Raw genomic sequence first — 18945 nt, forward strand, 5'->3', positions numbered from 1 at the left:
TTCAACGGGAGTTTGCCGCCAGTCGCGCGGCAAACTCTTCCAGTTTTGCCTGCCCCCACGGCCATTCTCCGAAACCCGATTCCACATTGATATGCCCGGCCTCGCCGATATCCACCAGCTCGCAGCCCCATGCCTGCGCCCAGAACTGTGCGCGGGTAAAAGGCAATAACGGATCCGTATGGCTGGCGACCAGCAGACCGGGAACCGCCAGCGGCTCAGGTAAAATGTCATCGTCCAGACCAAAACGCATCGGTTCTGCGGGGGCGACCAGCATCACACCTGCGCAAAGCGGCGGATTGCGGTTCGCCCACACCAGACTGGCGAGCGCGCCAAAGCTGTGGCCAATCAGCAGCAACGGGTTTTTCGCCAGCTTCTGCTCGCGGTCGATAGCGGTGATCCAACCTTCGAGATCCACCTGCGCCCAGTTGCGCTGTTTCACCCGCAGCCACTGCGGATTTTGATCATGCCAGCGGCTTTGCCAGTGTCCGGCTTCGCTGTCGCGTAAACCGGGAACCAGCATCCGCGTGATGTTTGAATTCTCATTCATTGCGGGAAAGCCATCAGTACGGTCGCGATTGCCAGCAAATCGGCACTGCCGCCGGGGCTGAGATGCCGGGAAATCAGCGCCTGATCCATCTCCTGTAAATCCTCTTTTTGCCAGCCGCTTTTCAGCAACTTGCGGGCATAATCCTGAACAAAATGCAGCCCGCTCAGCCCGCCGCGGGATACCAGATTCGTATCCGGGTTAAACGCCATCAGACGCAGCAGGGCGTTCAGACCACGGCGTTCAGGCTGGGTTTCTGTCTGCCAGTAAGGCAAAACATGGCGACGCAACGTCACGAATCCGCTCTGCACTTCGCCGCGCGCGCCGGTCATGCCGTGCGCCTGAAACAACCGTTCTCCTGCGGTCACCGGCTGGCGGCAATGTTGTAATTCCCGTTCCACCAGCCCTTGCGTGAGCGCGGCCACTTCGGCGCATAACGCCGTGCGGGTCAGCAGTTGCTGACGGGCGCTGATCCGGCCTGCCGCCGTACACAAAATTCCCAAAGAAAAAATGCCGCCTTTGTGCGTATTAATGCCGTTTGTTGCGCCGAACATCGCCTGCTCACAGGCCAGGCCGGCAGGGCGGATCCGCATCAGCATTGCCGTGGCCGGTTGCGCGGTATCCTGCTGGCCGAGCCGGTAAAACTGATGCAACCACGGCGTAATCGCACCGATGCTGCGCAAAAACATCGGCAAATCCATGTCACTGTGTGAACCGTTATTGGCGCTGTCCACCAGACCGGGTTTAGGCGTCAGCCAGACTTCCTGGCGGAGCGCGTCGGCCGCCAGGGTGGCGATGTCGGTACAAACCTGCGGCTCAATGAGTGCGATGCCAGCCATCAATCAGCGCCTCCACTTTGGCGATCACGTCGGGCAACGGATGCCGACGCGAACGCGCGCAGGCGTGGGCGGGGCCGTCACAGATAAGACACCGGCGGCTGGCATTATCCAGCGACCGGCGGCCTACAACGCCAGCCTCGGGGCAGATCACATCGAAATCCCATAAACGCCCAAGCGCATGTGATTGCTCAAGCGCGACGGTAGCCGCTTTCACTTCCGGCGCCGGGTGCTCAATGCTCCAGAACGCTTCCGCGCCGGTCGGCAACCAGAATACTGCGTGTTTCAGCACCGCCCAGCCACGTTGTGACAGCAGTTTTTCCGCCGCGCCCAGCGCTTCGCGCATAACCTGGCGATAACTCACGCTATCTTTCACCGCGCCGGGCGTAACCAGCGTGAGAGAAATCAGGGTGTGTGGGAATTGTGTCAGCCAGTCGGTTTGCCGCTGCGCACGCTGTTCCTTTGCCGCCAGCAAATCCTCCAGACTGACGCCTGCATTCGCAGGCGTCAAAATCGTCATCATGCGTCCTCTTTGACCTGATGAACGACGTCAATCACGCTGCCGTCGCGGTAACGGATCACGCCCACGACGCGCTGCGTAAACTCAATCGGCTTCGGTTCGCCGGTCAGGGAAATGGCACGCTGATACAACGTTTCGATATCCATGATTTTCATGCCGGCTTCTTCGAGCCGCTGGCGGATTTCAGGGCGTGCCGGATTGACGGCGATCCCATGGTCAGTGACCAGCACATCGATGCTTTCGCCCGGTGTGACGCGGGTTGTGACACGGCGCACGACGGTCGGAATGCGGCTGCGCAGAAGTGGCGCGACCACAATCGTCAGGTTGGCGGCGCTGGCGACGTCGCAATGGCCGCCCGATGCGCCGCGCATCACGCCGTCGGAACCGGTAATCACGTTCACATTAAAATCGGTGTCGATCTCCAGTGCGCTCAGAATGACGATATCCAGCTGATCGCAGCTTGCGGCTTTGGCACCCGGATTGGCGTAAACATTGGTGGAAATTTCAATGTGCTGCGGATTGCGGCCCAGCGATGACGCGGCCTGACCGTCGAAGCATTGCGTATCCAGCAGCGTTTCGATCAATCCTTTTTCGTGCAAATCCACCAGACTGCCGGTGATGCCGCCGAGGGCAAAACGCGCGGTGATCTGGTTACGTTCCATCTTTTCTTCCATGAAACGGGTACAGGCCGTTGCCGCCGCGCCGGAACCGGTTTGCATTGAAAAGCCGGATTTGAAATAGCCAGAATATTCAATGACTTCAGCTGCCGTGCGGGCAATCATCAGCTCGCGCGGGTTACTGGTGACGCGAGCTGCGCCCACGCTGATTTTCGCCGGGTCGCCGACCTGATCGACTTTCACGATGTAATCCACCTGATCCTGCACCAGGCTGGCGGGCATGTTAGGGAAGGGCACCAGTTCTTCGGTCAGCAGCACGACGGTTTTGGCGAACTGCGCATCCACCATCGCATAGCCCAGCGAACCGCAGCAGGATTTGCCGTGCGTACCGTTGGCATTACCGAATTCATCACTGCAAGGAACGCCTAAAAAGGCGACGTCAATATTCAGCTCGCCGTCCTGCAAAAGTTTGACCCGGCCACCGTGAGAGTGGATCTGGACCGGTTCCTCCATCAGGCCGTGCGAAATGGCATCGGCCAGTTTGCCGCGCATCCCCGAGGTATAAATGCGGGTGATCACGCCGTTGCGAATGTGTTCGATCAGCGCGTCGTTGCAGGTCATCAGGGAACTGGACGCCAGCGTCAGATTTTTGAAACCCAGACGCGCCAGCGTGCCGACGACATTATTAATCACCTGATCGCCTTCGCGAAAAGCGTGGTGGAAGGAGATAGTCATGCCGTCTTTCAGCCCGCTGCGGGTGATCGCCTGTTCCAGCGAATCACATAATTTACGATGCAGACGGGCATCGGGATCAGAAAGATACGGCGTGGTGCGGTGTGCACCGTCGAAAGCAACCAGATGCTTCATGCCGGGATATTGGCTGTGCAACATTTCTGTTAAATGGCTCATTCTCTTCATATTCCTGTGCAAAATTGAGGGCTAGCGACGCACGCCGGAGGCGCTGGCGCGTTCAAGCACCACTTGTGCGTGGTTGATGATCGGGCCATCGATCATCTTGCCGTTGAGCGAAATTACGCCGAGGCCTTTGCGCTCGCCTTCTTCTGCGGCGGCGATAACGCGACGCGCGTAATCCACGTCTTCCTGCGTCGGCGCGTAAGCGTTGTGCAGCAACTCAATCTGGCGCGGGTTAATCAGGGATTTGCCGTTGAAACCCATTTTGCGGATAAGCTCGACTTCACGCAGGAAACCGGCTTCATCGTTGATATCGGAATACACCACATCAAAGGCGTCGATACCGGCGGCGCGCGCGGCGTGCAGCACGGCGCAACGGGCGTAGAACAGCTCAGTGCCGTCACCGCGCTCAGTTTGCATGTCCATCACATAGTCGAAAGCGGCCAGCGCGATGCCAATCAGACGCGGCGAACAGCGGGCAATGGCGACGGCGTTGATGACGCCAATAGCCGATTCGATGGCGGCCATGACTTTGGTGGAACCGACTTCACGCCCGCAGTCTTTTTCGATGCGTTCGATGTGCGCTTCCAGCTCGAAAATATCTTCCGGCATATCGGTTTTCGGCAGACGAACCACGTCCACACCGGCGCGTACCACGGCTTCCAGGTCCTTCAAACCAAACGGCGTGCTGAGCTGATTAATGCGCACGACGGTTTCGATATCCTTGTACATCGGGTGTTGCAGGGCGTGGAACACCAGAATGCGGGCGGTATCTTTTTCGCGCAGGGAAACCGCGTCTTCCAGATCAAACATGATGGAATCAGGACGATAGATAAATGCCGTGGATAACATGGCGGCACTGGCCCCCGGCAGGAACAGCATGCTGCGGCGGAGTTTTTTCATCGTAACGTCTCCCAGTGAATATTTTCTTCCTGTGCTGCACGCAGTACCGCGCTTTGCACGCGGGCGCGGATAACGCAATCGAGCGCGCCTTTATCTTCAATAATCAGTAAGCCTTCTTTCACGCCAAGGGCTTCCAGCGTTTCGTTCACAACGCGGCGGATCTGGTCGCCAAACTGCTTGATTACTTCGCTGTTGATCACCACGCTCAGCTCGCTGGCCGGGGCGATTTTTACCAGCAAATCGCTGGATTCAACCGTACCTGCCAGCGCCTCCTTCACAATTTTCATTCGTTTTTTCCTGCTTTAACAAAGAGTGGTAGAAATAATAAGTTCATCGCTGCGCGCTGTTTCGGCGGGCGCCTCAGCGCAATAATGGTGTTCAAGATGCGTATACGTGCTGGGCGGAACAATGTCGCGGATGCGCGGTAACTGACAGGTTTTCAGCAATGCGCGGACTTCAGAGGCTGAAATCGCGATGCCACCGGCATGGCGTTTACGCGGCAGTTCAATAACGGTCAGCGGTTTTGAGGCCGAACGTGAGGGCGTTTCCAGCCAGTCGTGCATGTCGCAGTTGTACTGATGCGTGACCGGGCAGAAGGGCTCGCTGCCGACAAAACGATGCGTTATGCCCAGCGCCGGGGCAATGTACTGGCGGAAAATCAGCAGATCCATCACGCTCCAGGTCTGGTTCACCAGCCCGGCATCTTTAAGGAAATAACCGGGAAACGTGGCGCGTGAAATCATGTATTCAGAACCGGCGTGAACCGTAACATTCGGTAAATCGGCGACGCCCTGACGCACCATTTCCAGCCGTTCCTGAAACGGGAAATACGACACGTCTTCGCTGACCACAAACACGTGCAGCCAGTCGCACGTCGCCGCCGCCTGTTCCGCCAGATAACGATGGCCGAGCGTAAACGGATTGGCATTCATCACTACCGCGCCAACGCGCTGGCCTTCGTGATAATGGCGCTTCAGGGCGCGGCAATATTGGCTGATGCCGACCGGCGTGTTTTCCATCAGCACCGCGACGTTGTCCCACTGCACCAGCGGATAAAATCCGCAACCGCGAAAGCGTTCCAGATTGCCTGGACGGGTGTAGAGAAACAGATGGAGTTTGCCGCGCTGAACCGCAAAGTTTTCGACTTCACTGAGCAATCTGGCGCTGAGATTTTCGCCGCGCCAGTCTGCCGTCACTGCCACGCACTTGATGGTGTTACTGACCAGACCTGCACATCCGATCAGCCGTCTGCCGGAAAGGGCCACCACGAAATACTCGATATCATCATCCATGCCCAGCTGGCTTTGATGCAGCAGGGCGCGGATATCGGCCAGCAAGCCCTGAGGTGCCTGGCTGGTGGTGATGACGTGAAAGTCGGGTTCGTCACGGCTGAACATAATGCATTCCTGATATCGGGTATTGTTCAAATAAAACGGAGCATGCCGGGCACGAAGCCCGGCGTTTAACACGTTAATGGGCGGCAGGTGCATGGCTCACCTGACGGTCCGCGGCAACAATGACGTTGCTGAGATGACCGATTTTTTCGATTTCCACTTCAATGCGGTCGCCGGGCTTCATAAACAGCGGCGGTACGCGTTTCTTGCCCACGCCGCCCGGAGAACCGGTGATGATCACGTCGCCTGCGCTCAGTGAGGTAAAGGTACTGATGTACTCAATCAGCTCGGCAACCTTGTGGATCATGCTGCGGGTGTTGTCGTCCTGAACCATATTGCCGTTCAGCCAGGTGCGGATTGCCAGCGCATGCGGATCAGGAATTTCATCCGCCGTGGTCATCCACGGGCCAAAGGCACCGGTCTGCCGCCAGTTTTTACCGGCGGTAAACCAGGTGTGCTGCCAGTCGCGGGCGGAACCGTCCATGTAACAGCTGTAACCGGCAACGTGGGAAAGGGCGTCTTCGCGGGAAATATTTTCGCCCGCTGACCCGATGATGACGGCCAGTTCGCCTTCGTAATCAAACTCAACCGAACGGCTGGGTTTGATGATCGGGGAGGCGTGGCCGGTTTGTGAGTCAGCAAAGCGGACAAACAGCGTCGGTGCCGGATTGTGCTGATCGAACTCTTTGCGTTTTTCAGCGTAATTCATGCCGACGCAGAGAATTTTTTCCGGATTCTGAATGACCGGCAAAAACGTCAGGTCGTCAAAGCTCAGATCTGCCGGTCGGCTGGCCAGTTCCTGCGCCTGTGACAGTGCGTCGCCCGCCAGCAGAGCCTTGAGGTCGGGATAACGCTGGCCGAGAAAGCGGCCAAGGTCGATCATGCCGCTCTGCGTTGCGATGCCGTAGGACTTGCGCCCCTGATAGAGATAACTTGCTAGTTTCATAAATATGTCCTGAATTGAATCAATCAAAAATCACAATCGTGCTTGCCGGATAACGCTGTCAGACCAGGAAATTCCCCAGAATCAGCAGTGCTACCGAAACGTTGATCGCGCCGCCGATGCGGGTCGCGATTTGTGCGAAAGGCATCAGTTGCATACGGTTGCCCGCCGTCAGAATGGCGACGTCACCGGTGCCGCCCTGACCGCTCTGGCAGCAGGACACGATGGCGACATCAATCGGGTGCATACCGATTTTCTTGCCCACGAAGAAGCCGGTGGCAACCAGCGCGGCGACGGTGCTGACGATGACCAGCAGATTTGAAATAGTGAACGCGGCGACCAGTTCGTTCCACGGTGTGATAGCCACGCCCACGGCAAACAGAATCGGGTAGGTCACGGAGGTCTGGAAGAATTTGTACACCACCTGCGAACCTTCAAGCAGGCGAGGTGAGACGCCGTGCGCCAGCTTGAGCGCGACCGCGGCAAACAACATGCCGACCGGGGCAGGCAGGCCAATCAGTTTGTGTAACAGCATGCCGACCATGTACAGCAGAACCGCCAGCAGGGCGCCTGCGGCAATGGTGGTGACATCGGTTTTACCGCTGGTTGCCGACAGCGCGCTTTTATCTGCGGTGGCATTTTTGGCGGAAGGCATCAGCTGGCCTTCGCCGGTAAGATGCGGATAACGTTTACCGAGCTGATTGAGTGAGCCCGAGATAACAATGGCGGTCAGGCCACCGAGCATCACGATAGGCAGAATGCGGCCCAGCGCCACGCCCTGATCCATATGCAGCAACGTGGCGTAGCCGATAGACAGCGGGATCGCGCCTTCACCTACACCCCCGGCCATAATCGGCAGGATCAGGAAGAAGAAGATCTGGAAAGGTTCCATGCCCAGTGCCAGACCCACGCCCATCCCGACCAGCATGCCGACCACTTCACCGCACAACATCGGGAAGAAAATACGCATGAAGCCCTGAATGAGCACTTTGCGATCCATGCTCATGATGCTGCCGACAATAATGCAGCAGATGTAGAGATAAAGGATGTTGGTGCTTTTGTAGAATTTCGTGGTGGATTCGACCACGACGTCCGGCAGCAGGCCGTAATACACCAGGGCGGAGGGAATGAAGGTCGCGCAAATCGCCGCGGCGCCCATTTTGCCGATGAACGGCAGACGTTTACCGAACTCGCCGCAGGCAAACCCGAAGAACGCTAACGTCGCCACCATCACCACGATATCGCTCGGCAGTTTGCCGTCCAGACAGTCGATGGCAATCAGCACACCGGCCATCACAAACAGTGGTAAAGGAATAATGCCAATTTTCCAGGTGTCGAGAATGTGCCACCATTTATCTTTTAATGAGAGCTGTTTTGCAGGCACTGAACCTGCGGGAACAGAATAAGTGTCGTCGGTTGTACTCATGATGAATCCCCTGTGTCAATTTGTGCAGGGAGTGTAAGAGAGATAATAACCGGTATTATGTGAAGTCCCGCAAGTTAACACCGATATTTTAAAGGAGTGAAAGGTTTTTATGGTTTTAATTAATTCTTAGGGTTTTGCTTAATATGTTTTTCTGTGGTTTTTATGGTGTTATTTGTAATTATAATATTACTGTTAATTTATGGTGAAATAACTGTTGTGAACTTTGCTATCAGCCGCAGGGAGCTTGCTGCGCCTGCGGTTGTTCTGCGGCGTGCCTCGCAACTTTGATTTTCCCATCTGACAGAAATAGCCCCGGATGATAAAGTGCCGTCACTGTTAATAATTATCTCAGCGCTCTTTATAACGGATGCCACGATGCAGTTTCGACCCTCTTTCCAGATAAAGCTTTTTATTTATCTTGTGGTTTTATTCGTCACGCTGTTTTCAATAGTGGGTGTTTATTACTATCACGATATTGAACGTCAGTTATATGAAGATATGGGTGTGCGTGCAAAAGTACAGGCAGAAGAAATTGCACTTATACCGTCGTTAATTACCGCAGTGGAAAATAAGGATGTTTCTGCAATTAACAGACTGATGAGGAATATATCCGCGCACAGTGACGCGAGTTATATGGTGATTGGTGACGGAAAAGCGATGCATCTTTTCCATTCCATTTATGCCGATCGCGTGGGTAAGGCGCTGGTCGGCGACGACAACGTCGATGTGCTGGCGGGTAAAAGCAGCACCACTGTGCGCCTCGGCGGTATCGGCCTGTCGCTGCGCAGCAAAGCGCCGATTTTAAATGCGCAGGGCCACGTCATCGGCATCGTCTCTGTGGGATATCTGACCAGCCACATTAATACGCTGACCGTCGAGAAAGCCATCCGTATTCTGGTGGCCGCCGCGACGCTCCTGCTGGCGCTGTTTACCTTCTCGTGGTTTTTCTCGCGCTCGATTAAAAAGCAGATGTTTTCGCTGGAGCCACGAGAAATCGGTCTGCTGGTTCGTCAGCAAAAAGCGCTGATGGAATCCATTTATGAAGGCGTGATCGCCATTGACGGGCAGTCGCGTATTGCCGTGATTAATCAGGCGGCGAAAAAACTGCTGAATCTGGACACACCCTCGCGGGAACTGCGCGGAAAACCGCTGGAAGAGGTGATTGTGCCGGTCAGCTTTTTTGATCGTCAGGTCATGCTGGAGAAAGATATTCACGATGAAATCTGCCTGTTCAACAACCTGACAGTGGTCGCCAGCCGTGTGCGGATCATGCTGGAAGACCAGCTTCAGGGCTGGGTGATTACCTTCCGGGATTGCAGCGACATCGATCGCCTGAGCATTCAGCTCAGTCAGGTGCAGCGCTACGCCGATAACCTGCGGGTGATGCGCCATGAGCAGCTGAACTGGACGGCAACGCTGGCTGGACTGTTGCACATGGGTCGTTACGATGAGGCGATCCGGTATATCGAAGCGCAATCGGAAAGTGCGCAGGAACTGCTGGATTTTGTCTCGGCGCGGTTTTGTTCGCCCAGACTGTGCGGATTGCTGCTGGGGAAATATGCGCGTGCGCGTGAAAAGGGCGTAGAACTGGCCTTCGATCCGGCGTGTGAATTAACGCATTTGCCTCCGATGCTGAGTGAAACAGAGCTGATGTCGGTTATCGGTAACCTGCTGGATAACGCCATCGAAGCCACCCTGCTGCGCGGCGAAAATGCCGGGCCGGTTGAGGTATATATCGTTTCCACCCGCGCGGATCTGGTGATCGAAGTCGCCGATCAGGGCGTCGGTATTGCACCGGAGCGGCGCGAGCAGATTTTCTCGCTCGGTGTGACGTCCAAACGGGAAGGTGATCACGGGCTGGGGCTGCATCTGGTTGCCAGCTATGTCAGCCACGCGGGTGGCACCATTGAAGTTTCTGATAACTCCCCGACAGGTTCTGTTTTCTCTGTCTTCATACCTGACGGGCTGCCGGTCCATTCAACCGGAACAACGGGAAAAGCATAAATGATTCAAGCTGAAATGATTGACGTAATGATTGTGGAAGATGAAAACCAGCTGGCGCAGCTTTACGCCGAGCTTATCGATAATCACCGCTGGCTGCGGCTGGTGGGGATGGCCTCCACGCTGCGGGAAGCGAAGAGGCTGATTGAGGAAAAGCGGCCGCAGCTGTTGCTGCTGGATAACTATTTGCCGGACGGACAGGGGATTTCCCTGCTTGAAAATGATGTGCTGAAGAAAACGAATTGCTCGGTGATTTTTATTACGGCGGCCAGCGACATGAACACGTGCAGTCAGGCGATTCGTTCTGGCGCGTTTGATTACATCCTCAAACCGGTGTCCTGGAACCGTCTGCAACAATCGCTGGAACGGTTCATTCAGTTCAGCCAGACGCAGCGGGCGTGGAAAGTGGTCGATCAGCAAAACGTCGACAGTCTCTATCAGCTACAGGCCAAAGACTTCACGCCCAAGGCCGGAAACAAAGGCATCGAAGAGAACACGCTGAATCTGGTGGAAGCGATTTTTATACAGGATGCCGGGCGCTGTTATTCGGTCGATGAAGTGGTCAGTGAAACGAAGTTAAGCAAAACCACCGCCCGCCGGTATCTTGAGCATTGCGTTCAGAAAGGGGATTTGCGGGTGGAGATGCTGTACGGAAAAATCGGGCATCCCCGCCGGATGTACCGGCGGGCGTAACGCAGGGCTTTATTGCGTTTTTTTCTCTCTCGGGTATTTCCACAACCAGCGGCCGCTCGCCATACGCCAGTAGAAAAAGATACCGCGTACGATCCAGTCGAGGAACATCCCGAGCCAGATACCCACGACGCCGAAATTAAGCACGATACCGAGGAAGTAGCCCACTACGATGCGACAGCCCCACATGCCTACCATGGAAACGTACATGGTGAAACGGGCATCGCGCGCGCCTTTCAGCCCGGCAGGCAACACCCAGGAGGCGGCCCAGAATGGCATAAAGGCGGCGTTCAGCCAGATCAGGATTTTTACGACGTCGATAACGTCCTGTTCATTGGTGTAGAACCGCGCCAGAAGCCCGGCGAACGGCACAGACATAAAGGCCAGCACGCAAAGCCCGAAAGTCGATAGCCAGAAAATATGCCGCAGCTGGCGTTCGGACTGGGCGATTTGCCCTTTGCCCAGACGGGTGCCGACAATAATAGTTGAGGCCGACCCTAAGGCGTTCCCCGGCAGGTTAATCAGGGCGGCAATCGAGAAGGCGATGAAGTTACCGGCAATCACGTTGGTGCCCATGCCCGCCACAAACACCTGCGTCAGTAATTTGCCGCCGTTGAACAGTACGGATTCAATACTGGCCGGAATACCGATGCCCAGCACTTCGCGCAGAATGTTGGTATTGAGTGGCAGAAAGTAACTTTTGAGGGAGATTTTCAGCGACGGGTTAAAGCCGATCATCAGGACAAAAATGACCGCCACGGCACCGATATAACGGGAAATCGTCAGCCCCAGACCGGCACCGATAAAGCCGAAACCCTGCCAGCCGAAGCAGCCGTAAATGAGCACGCTGCTGATGACCAGATTGAGGATGTTCATGCCGCCGTTGAGCAGCATCGGGATCTTGGTATTACCGGCACCGCGCAGGGCACCGGAACCGATCAGCGCAATGGCAGCGGCCGGATAACTCCAGCTGCTCATCTGAAGATAAGAAAGTGCCATTTCTTTCACTTCAGGTTCAGCGTTACCGGCAATCATGTCGATAATGACATGCCCGGAAAACTGAAGCAGCACCGCCAGAAGCACGGCGAAAACGGTCATGATCGCCAGTGACTGGCGGGCGGCCGCGCGGGCGCGTTCGTGGTCAAGTTTGCCCAGGCTGAATGCAACGACAACGGTGGTTCCCAGATCGACCGCGGCGAAGAAAGAGATGACCACCATGTTAAAACTGTCGGCCAGCCCGACACCAGCCATCGCTTCTTTACCCAGCCAGCTGACGAGGAACGTGCTCAACACGCCCATTAACAGAACGCAGGCATTCTCAAAGAAAATTGGTACTGCGAGGGGCGTTATTTCACGCCAGAACAACGTACGGTATGAACGCCGTTTCGGATACCAGGGCGTGCGCTCGATGGCTTTGCGCAAAGAGACGATGACGTTTTGCAAGAGAATTCCAGGGTGGCAGAAAGTAGAACAGCGTTTTAATTTATGATGGTAAAAGACTTCGCATTATGCAAAGTCTTTTTCATCCAAAGCTCTAATTAAATTGTTAAAAAAGAATTAACGGAAAGGCGGTTCGTTAAAGGTACGTAATTTGCGTGAATGCAGATGATCGCCCTCGGCGCGCAGCAGGTCGATGGCGCAGATGCCGATTTGCAGATGTTCCGAGATAGCGCCTTCGTAAAATTTATTAGCCTGTCCCGGCAGCTTGATTTCGCCGTGCAAAGGCTTATCAGAAACGCACAACAACGTGCCGTATGGCACACGGAAGCGGTAGCCTTGCGCGGCAATGGTGGCGCTTTCCATATCAACGGCCACGGCGCGGCTGAGGTTAAACCGCAGCGCAGACGCCGCATAACGCAGTTCCCAGTTCCGGTCGTCGGTCGTCACCACGGTGCCGGTACGCAGACGTTGTTTGACTTCTTCGCCCGGCATGCCGCTCATCATTTTTGTGGCGTCATACAGCGCGCGCTGCACTTCGGCGATGCTTGGGATCGGAATGTCCGGCGGTAACACGGCGTCGAGAACATGGTCGTCACGCAAATAAGCGTGTGCCAGCACGTAGTCGCCGATAGACTGCGTTTCGCGCAGCCCGCCGCAGTGACCAATCATCAGCCAGACGTGTGGACGCAGTACGGCAAGGTGGTCGCAGATGGTTTTGGCATTCGCCGGGCCAACGCCAATATTGACCAGCGTAATGCCTGCACCGTCGCGGGCAATCAGGTGATAGGCGGGCATCTGGTGTTTTTTCCACGCCAGATCAGAAACGGCCTGCTCCGGGTTTTGCGTCTCAGCGGTGATAAATACGCTGCCTGCGCAAGCCAGCGCTTCATACGGGCTTTCAGGGTCGGCGATTTGCGCGCACGCCCAGCTCACGAACTCATCGACATAACGGGTGTAGTTGGTGAACAACACATAAGGCTGGAAATGCTCGATCAGCGTGCCCGTGTAATGGCGCAGACGAGCCAGCGAGAAGTCGGCGCGCAGCGCATTAAAATGCGAAAGCGGGAAAGTATCGCCGGGATACTGCAGGCCGTCCGCGGTTTCATCGCCAATCTGCGAAAGTTCGGTGGTCGGGAAATGTTTTGCCAGCCCGGCGCTCATTGAGCGATCCAGCATCAGATCTGAACCGTCGATCACGTAGGAATAGGGGATTTCCTGTTGTGACGGCACGACTTCAATCAGCGCGTCATATTCTTCTTCGAGCAGGGAAAGCTGTTCCAGCAGGTAATCGCGGAACAGTTCGGGATGGGTGATGGTATTGGCATAACGCCCGGGATGTGAAAAACGTCCATAGGCGCGGGTCGGGTTTTTCGCGGGCGTGACGCCGTCCCAGCTGACGCGTAATTCCGGGTAAACAAACAGCCCGGCAGCTCTGGCCGCAACATCCGGCAGCTTACCCTGAACGATGAAATCTTTAATCGCATCCCGCAGGGCGGCAACAGAGTTGTTGTACATCTCCTCGAGCTTATCAATCGCCTGTGCGGAGGTGAGGGATTTGTTATCCATACGTTTTTCCTTTGTGCTTCGTTCATCATCATTCTTTCTAAATATGGCTTGTCTGGCCGGAGCCGCCAATGTTTTATTGGAGCGCGGCGGCCGGATGATGATTTTATGAGCGCATGAAGTGAGCATGAAAGGAAACGCCAGAATCTGAACCGGAGAAGCCCGCCAGTTTCCCGGCGGGCAAGATGCAAAGTTTTCGACGGTGTTTACCCGGCCTGCGGGCGGATCACGCGTTTTTGCGCCATATCGAGCGTCAGCCCGTCGCCGGGAATAATATTTTTCAGTGCGTCATATTGCTGGCAGAGAAACGCGATACCGGCCTCGCGGGCAATAATCGCGCTGTGGGAAACATCGCTTCCCGCGCGAAGGCAAATGCCTTTTATCTGCTGCGCATCGAGCTGCAAAACCGTTGAGGGGAAAATGTCGTCGGCGATAAGAATCGCAGGCCAGCTGATGGCCGGTTGCGCGACGGATTTGCCTGCCAGATGCGCCAGCGTGCGGTTTCGCAAATCTTCGATATCGATATAACGCGCCTGTAAATAGCTGTCGTTGAGCTGTCGGTATTGTTTACTCAGGCCGGTCATGACCGAATCCCACGCCCACGAAGCGCTGCAATATTTCTCGCTGATGATCCGGCACGCTTCTTCATACAAATCTGCATCATCGAGCAGCATGTGATGGCCGGAAAATATGGCGGCAATATCGGCGGAGTATTTTTCTTCGGCCATGACGGTGAGCACGTTCAGGTCATCCAGCGTCAGTTCGATGGCGCGCATTAAATTGCGCTGTTCCTGCAAGACGTCCGTGCAGGGTTGCAGGCCGGGAAGCTGATGTGGTAAATCCCACAACACAGCGCTGCCCTCCACGCGGGTAAGAAGAGGTGCAGGTGCAGGGTTTTCTGTTTTCGCGATCTCCGCGCTTTCGCCAAAATCTTCGGCTGCCAGCGCGGTAAATGCGGCCAGCGCAGCGTCTGCCTGTGGTCCGCTTGCCAGCAAAGTCAGCGGGTCATTGCAACGCACCTGCAACAGGGCAATCTGGTTGATGTTGTCCGGCGTTGCCCGTTTTCCGTCTTTCTCCAGAACCAGTTCGGCATCAAAGCCGGAAAGCGCGGCAACCAGACGCGAGGCAGGGCGCACATGCAAACCGTTAGGATTTCTGATCATCACCGACGCCGACCGCACGTCACGATCATCGGCAAAAGAGGCCACCACCGGCGATGGCGGTGTGTGCGGCGGTAAACCCAGTTGTACGCGTTTTGCCTCCAGGGCGTTCATCGCGTCGTTAATCACTTTGTCGATACCAGCACCGGCCGCCGCGCTGACCGTGGCGGCCAGGGTTCCTTCGACCAGCGGTGCTGCGCACAGCCGGACTTTGGCGGCAATTGCCGGATCGAGTAAATCCAGTGCAGTTTCTGCACTGAGCAGCGCGCTGCCAATGTCCATCATCACCAGCACATGATCGGTATCGGCGACGGACTCAATGGCTTCCATCACCTTGATCGGGTCCGTGCCAATCGGATTATCCACATCGTCAATGCCCGCAGCGATGGCCAGTTTGCAGCCATCGCCCGATAACATCTGCCGCGCCAGTTCTCCAACGCCATTGCCCAGTTGGGCACTATGAGAAACGATCACCAGGTTTACCATCGCGTTTTCCTTACTCTTTGGCTGCCGCTGCCAGCATCTGAATCATGAACATCACCGAGGTGGCACCCGGATCCTGATGGCCGATGCTGCGCTCGCCCAGATAGCTGGCGCGACCTTTGCGCGCCTGCATGGTGATGGTGGCATGCGCGGCGGCTTCGGCCCGTTCACTGGCCGCATCCAGCGCGGCGCTGACAGACAAATGCTGCCCGCTTGACTGACGCAGTGAATCGACCACCGGCAGCCAGACGTCGCACATGGTTTTATCGCCGGGCTCGGCCTTGCCGCGGCTGATGACGCCTTCTGCACCTTCGCGGATCATCTCGCACAGTTCTTCCAGCGTCAGGCTTTGGTGCGCCTGCGTTACCGTCGCGGCGCGGATAAAGAACGTCCCGAGCAGCGGGCCGCTGGCACCGCCGACGTTGGACAGCAGCGTCATGCCGGTGTTTTTGAGAATAAAACCAATGTCTTTGTCGGCAATAGACGGCAGTTTTTCTACCACTTTGCTGAACCCCCGGTGCATGTTCAGGCCGTGATCGGCGTCGCCTATTTCCTTATCCAGCCCGGTCAGAAAGTCACTTTCCTTGGTGAAAATATCCCCGCAGCGGTAGAGCCAGTTGACGATTTGCGTTCTGTTCAGTGACATGTGTTGCTCCTTATTTTCCCCAGTTCAGGCCGGGGGTATGGACCGGCGCATCCCATAATGCGAGCGTGTCGTTATCGACTTTCAGCAGCGTGATGGAAAATCCTGCCATATCCAGAGACGTGCAGTACGCGCCAACCAGGTTGCGTTCGATGGTGATACCGGTTTGCTGGCAGCGTTGTTCGAGGCGGTTATAAACACCATAAAGTTCAGACAGCGGGGTCGCACCCAGATTATTGACCAGCGCAATCACGCGGTCTCCGTTGCCCAGCGCCTGTTTACCTTGCTGGACATCCTGCCAGCTGCCTTGCGCGGTATCCCACTGGCGCAGCGTGCGGCTGTAAGTGCCGTTTTCCAGCAGCGTGTCGAACATTTCATCCACGGTCTGATCGAGCGAACTGAAGCGGCGGCGGTCGATGCCCGGTTCGCCGTGAATACCGACGCCGAATTCCATTTCGTCATCTTTGAGCGTGAAAGAGGGTTGTCCGGCGGCAGGCACGGTGCAGGCACCGAGTGCGATGCCAATGGAATGACCGAGGTTATTGAGTTTTCGACCCAGTACGGCGCAGGCCTCCAGCGAATCACCGCGTTCAGCAGCGGCACCCACCAGTTTCTCGATAAGCACGGTATTGGCTACGCCGCGGCGTCCGGCGGTGTACAGGCTGTCTTTTACCGCGACATCATCATCCACCACCACAGTGGAGACTTTTACGCCGCTTTCGTGCAGCAGTTCAGTGGCAGTTTCGAAATTAAGAATGTCGCCGGTGTAGTTTTTGATGATCAGCAGAACGCCTTCGCCGCCGTCGATATGCATGGCGCATTCGAACATTTTGTCCGGCGTCGGCGAGGTGAAGATTTCACCGGGGCAGACGCCAGACAACATTCCGTGGCCGATAAAACCGCAGTGCATCGGTTCGTGACCGCTCCCGCCACCGGAAAGCAACGCCACTTTTCCGGCCACGGGCGCATCGGCGCGGGTGACATAAACAGGATCCTGGTGAAGTGTCAGTTCCGGGTGAGCCTTTGCCAGCCCGCTCAATTGTTCACTCAGCACATCTTCTACACGGTTAATGAGCTTTTTCATTATTCGTACTCCGTCGGAGGTTATCTGAAGCTGCCCCTTATAGGCGGTGGCAGTCATCGTGCGTAGGGTTACCGGTCATTGTCACCTGGCCGGTAGAGTGATTCTGGATGAGTTAGCGGCAAAAAGAATTTCGGAAAAATGAGTTCCAATACGGAACATGAATCAGAGGTTTTTGTTTCTAAATGGAACGTTTTGGAAAGGAAAAAACCGAAACTGGGACGCAGCGCTATTTTCTGACGGCCATTCACGGCAAAGATAGAACCCCGACAGACAGTTTTTTGCGCCTGCACTGCGATTCTCAGCACGACAGGCTGTTTCGTTGTTTTGCTGTGGTGAATGATTTTGAAGAAAACGGCAGACAGCGATCGCAATCCGCACTGTTTTTATGGCTTTACGTTTCATTATGAAACGCATTGTTTTTCACAAGGTTTCAAATCAGAACATAAACGCGAAAGATTTATTTGTGTTTCGCGAGCCCTAGAGTGATTGCATCACGTCGGGACAACATTTCGCGCCGCAGGTTATTGAAAGCAGAGCGGAACGTGAACCGGCGACATTCTGCAAACATGGACTAACTGAGGGCGAAAACAATGCTGAAAGTCATTCAATCTCCGGCCAAATATCTTCAGGGCGCTGACGCGTCTGCGTCATTCGGGCAATACGCTAAAAATCTGGCGGAGAGCTATTTCGTGATTGCTGACGACTTCGTGATGAAGCTCGCCGGGGACAAAGTGATTAACGGCCTGCACGATTACGGCGTCAGCAGCCACGCGGAACGCTTTAAAGGTGAATGCAGCCACGCCGAAATTAAGCGCCTGATTGCCATCCTGAAACAAAAGGGATGTCAGGGTGTGGTCGGTATCGGCGGCGGCAAAACGCTGGATACGGCAAAAGCCATCGGCTATTACCAGAAATTGCCGGTGATTGTTGTGCCGACGATTGCGTCAACGGATGCGCCGACCAGCGCACTGTCCGTGATTTACACCGAAGCGGGTGAGTTTGAAGAGTATCTGGTTTACCCGAAAAACCCCGACATGGTGGTGATGGATACCACGATTATCGCGAAAGCGCCGGTGCGTTTGCTGGTCGCCGGAATGGGCGATGCGCTGTCGACCTGGTTTGAAGCCAAAGCCTGTTACGACTCCCGCGCCACCAGCATGGCGGGCGGCCAATCCACGGTGGCGGCGCTCAGCCTGGCGCGTTTGTGCTTCGATACGCTGCTGGCGGAAGGCGAAAAAGCCCGGCTGGCCTGCGATGCCGGCGTGGTCACTGAGGCGCTGGAACGTATTGTTGAAGCCAATACCTATCTTAGTGGCATCGGTTTTGAAAGCAGCGGGCTGGCAGCGGCGCACGCAATCCATAACGGATTCACAATTCTTGAAGAGTGCCATCATCTTTATCACGGCGAAAAAGTGGCGTTTGGCACATTGTCGCAACTGGTGCTGCAAAACAGCCCGATGGACGAAATCGAAACCGTTCTCGGTTTTTGCCACAAGGTCGGGTTACCGGTGACGCTGGGCGAAATGGGCGTGAAAGAGGGGATGGAAGCGAAGATTATGGCGGTGGCGCAGGCGACCTGTGCGGAAGGGGAAACCATTCACAACATGCCTTTCCCGGTTTCGCCGGACAGCGTTTACGCCGCTATCGTGACCGCAGATAAACTGGGGCAACAGTGGCTGGCGCGCTGAGTCGCCGCGAATAACTGATCTGACCGTTCATCTGCGGCATAACGTTTCCCCTCTGACTCGGCGATAAATGCGCATCAGAGGGGTTTTTTATGACACAT

18 protein-coding genes are annotated in these 18945 nt (G+C 55.7%); 4 read left to right on the plus strand and 14 right to left on the minus strand.

Going from position 1 to position 18945, the window contains the following annotated elements; all coding sequences use genetic code 11:
- Nucleotide 1: 1 nt before the first annotated feature.
- The 9 genes from M2403_RS17445 to M2403_RS17485 form a co-directional block, all read right to left on the minus strand.
- Nucleotides 2–547 (minus strand): alpha/beta hydrolase, encoded by a 546-nt coding sequence (locus M2403_RS17445; protein WP_259230285.1) that lies wholly within the window; start codon nucleotides 545–547, stop codon nucleotides 2–4.
- Nucleotides 544–1383: a triphosphoribosyl-dephospho-CoA synthase CitG gene (gene citG, locus M2403_RS17450; protein ID WP_259230287.1), complete on the minus strand. Its 840-nt coding sequence runs from the start codon at nucleotides 1381–1383 to the stop codon at nucleotides 544–546. The genes M2403_RS17445 and citG overlap by 4 nt, the downstream gene beginning before the upstream one ends.
- A complete protein-coding gene (gene citX / locus M2403_RS17455; protein WP_259230394.1) occupies nucleotides 1361–1900 on the minus strand; it encodes a citrate lyase holo-[acyl-carrier protein] synthase in 540 nt (179 codons plus the stop codon). Before citX ends, citG begins: the two co-directional genes overlap by 23 nt.
- Entirely contained in the window at nucleotides 1900–3426 is a 1527-nt protein-coding gene (gene citF / locus M2403_RS17460; protein WP_259230289.1) for a citrate lyase subunit alpha, read from the minus strand. The genes citX and citF overlap by 1 nt, the downstream gene beginning before the upstream one ends.
- Nucleotides 3427–3456: 30 nt before the next feature.
- Nucleotides 3457–4332, minus strand: a complete 876-nt coding sequence (gene citE / locus M2403_RS17465) for a citrate (pro-3S)-lyase subunit beta (RefSeq protein WP_259230290.1) — start codon at nucleotides 4330–4332, stop codon at nucleotides 3457–3459.
- Nucleotides 4329–4619: a citrate lyase acyl carrier protein gene (gene citD, locus M2403_RS17470; RefSeq protein WP_104921538.1), complete on the minus strand. Its 291-nt coding sequence runs from the start codon at nucleotides 4617–4619 to the stop codon at nucleotides 4329–4331. Before citD ends, citE begins: the two co-directional genes overlap by 4 nt.
- 15 nt (nucleotides 4620–4634) lie before the next feature.
- Nucleotides 4635–5729, minus strand: coding sequence for a [citrate (pro-3S)-lyase] ligase (gene citC, locus M2403_RS17475; RefSeq protein ID WP_259230292.1), 1095 nt, complete (start codon nucleotides 5727–5729; stop codon nucleotides 4635–4637).
- A gap of 73 nt (nucleotides 5730–5802) precedes the next feature.
- Complete coding sequence (locus M2403_RS17480; protein ID WP_259230293.1) at nucleotides 5803–6672, minus strand: fumarylacetoacetate hydrolase family protein; 870 nt, start codon at nucleotides 6670–6672, stop codon at nucleotides 5803–5805.
- Between the two features lie 58 nt (nucleotides 6673–6730).
- Complete coding sequence (locus tag M2403_RS17485; RefSeq protein ID WP_165058018.1) at nucleotides 6731–8095, minus strand: 2-hydroxycarboxylate transporter family protein; 1365 nt, start codon at nucleotides 8093–8095, stop codon at nucleotides 6731–6733.
- Between the two features lie 375 nt (nucleotides 8096–8470).
- Here M2403_RS17485 and M2403_RS17490 point away from each other — a divergent pair, with 375 nt between their 5' ends.
- A complete protein-coding gene (locus tag M2403_RS17490) occupies nucleotides 8471–10099 on the plus strand; it encodes a sensor histidine kinase (protein WP_152326849.1) in 1629 nt (542 codons plus the stop codon).
- Nucleotides 10100–10102: 3 nt separating this feature from the next.
- A complete protein-coding gene (locus M2403_RS17495) occupies nucleotides 10103–10789 on the plus strand; it encodes a response regulator (RefSeq protein ID WP_259230396.1) in 687 nt (228 codons plus the stop codon).
- 9 nt (nucleotides 10790–10798) lie between these two features.
- Here the strand turns inward: M2403_RS17495 and M2403_RS17500 are convergent, their stop codons facing one another.
- The 5 genes from M2403_RS17500 to dhaK form a co-directional block, all read right to left on the minus strand.
- The gene (locus tag M2403_RS17500) at nucleotides 10799–12229 is read right to left on the minus strand and encodes an EmmdR/YeeO family multidrug/toxin efflux MATE transporter (RefSeq protein ID WP_165058014.1); all 1431 of its coding nucleotides are present in this window, start codon (nucleotides 12227–12229) and stop codon (nucleotides 10799–10801) included.
- Nucleotides 12230–12343: 114 nt separating this feature from the next.
- A complete protein-coding gene (locus M2403_RS17505) occupies nucleotides 12344–13918 on the minus strand; it encodes an AMP nucleosidase (protein WP_255533945.1) in 1575 nt (524 codons plus the stop codon).
- A 77-nt stretch (nucleotides 13919–13995) separates the two neighbouring features.
- On the minus strand, nucleotides 13996–15435 hold the full coding sequence (gene dhaM, locus M2403_RS17510; protein WP_259230295.1) for a dihydroxyacetone kinase phosphoryl donor subunit DhaM: 1440 nt from the start codon (nucleotides 15433–15435) through the stop codon (nucleotides 13996–13998).
- Nucleotides 15436–15445: 10 nt separating this feature from the next.
- Nucleotides 15446–16078: a dihydroxyacetone kinase subunit DhaL gene (gene dhaL / locus M2403_RS17515; RefSeq protein WP_152326854.1), complete on the minus strand. Its 633-nt coding sequence runs from the start codon at nucleotides 16076–16078 to the stop codon at nucleotides 15446–15448.
- A 10-nt stretch (nucleotides 16079–16088) separates the two neighbouring features.
- Nucleotides 16089–17159 carry a dihydroxyacetone kinase subunit DhaK gene (dhaK, locus tag M2403_RS17520; RefSeq protein WP_259230299.1) on the minus strand — a complete coding sequence of 357 codons (1071 nt, stop codon included), beginning with the start codon at nucleotides 17157–17159 and terminating at the stop codon, nucleotides 16089–16091.
- 182 nt (nucleotides 17160–17341) lie between these two features.
- On the opposite strand from dhaK, the gene M2403_RS17525 reads away from it, so the two are divergent.
- A complete protein-coding gene (locus M2403_RS17525) occupies nucleotides 17342–17566 on the plus strand; it encodes a hypothetical protein (RefSeq protein WP_259230300.1) in 225 nt (74 codons plus the stop codon).
- A 183-nt stretch (nucleotides 17567–17749) separates the two neighbouring features.
- Nucleotides 17750–18847: a glycerol dehydrogenase gene (locus M2403_RS17530; protein WP_259230301.1), complete on the plus strand. Its 1098-nt coding sequence runs from the start codon at nucleotides 17750–17752 to the stop codon at nucleotides 18845–18847.
- Nucleotides 18848–18945 lie beyond the last annotated feature (98 nt).

Origin of the sequence: Rahnella sp. BIGb0603, from assembly GCF_024808755.1 — a bacterium.
Taxonomy (GTDB): domain Bacteria; phylum Pseudomonadota; class Gammaproteobacteria; order Enterobacterales; family Enterobacteriaceae; genus Rahnella; species Rahnella contaminans.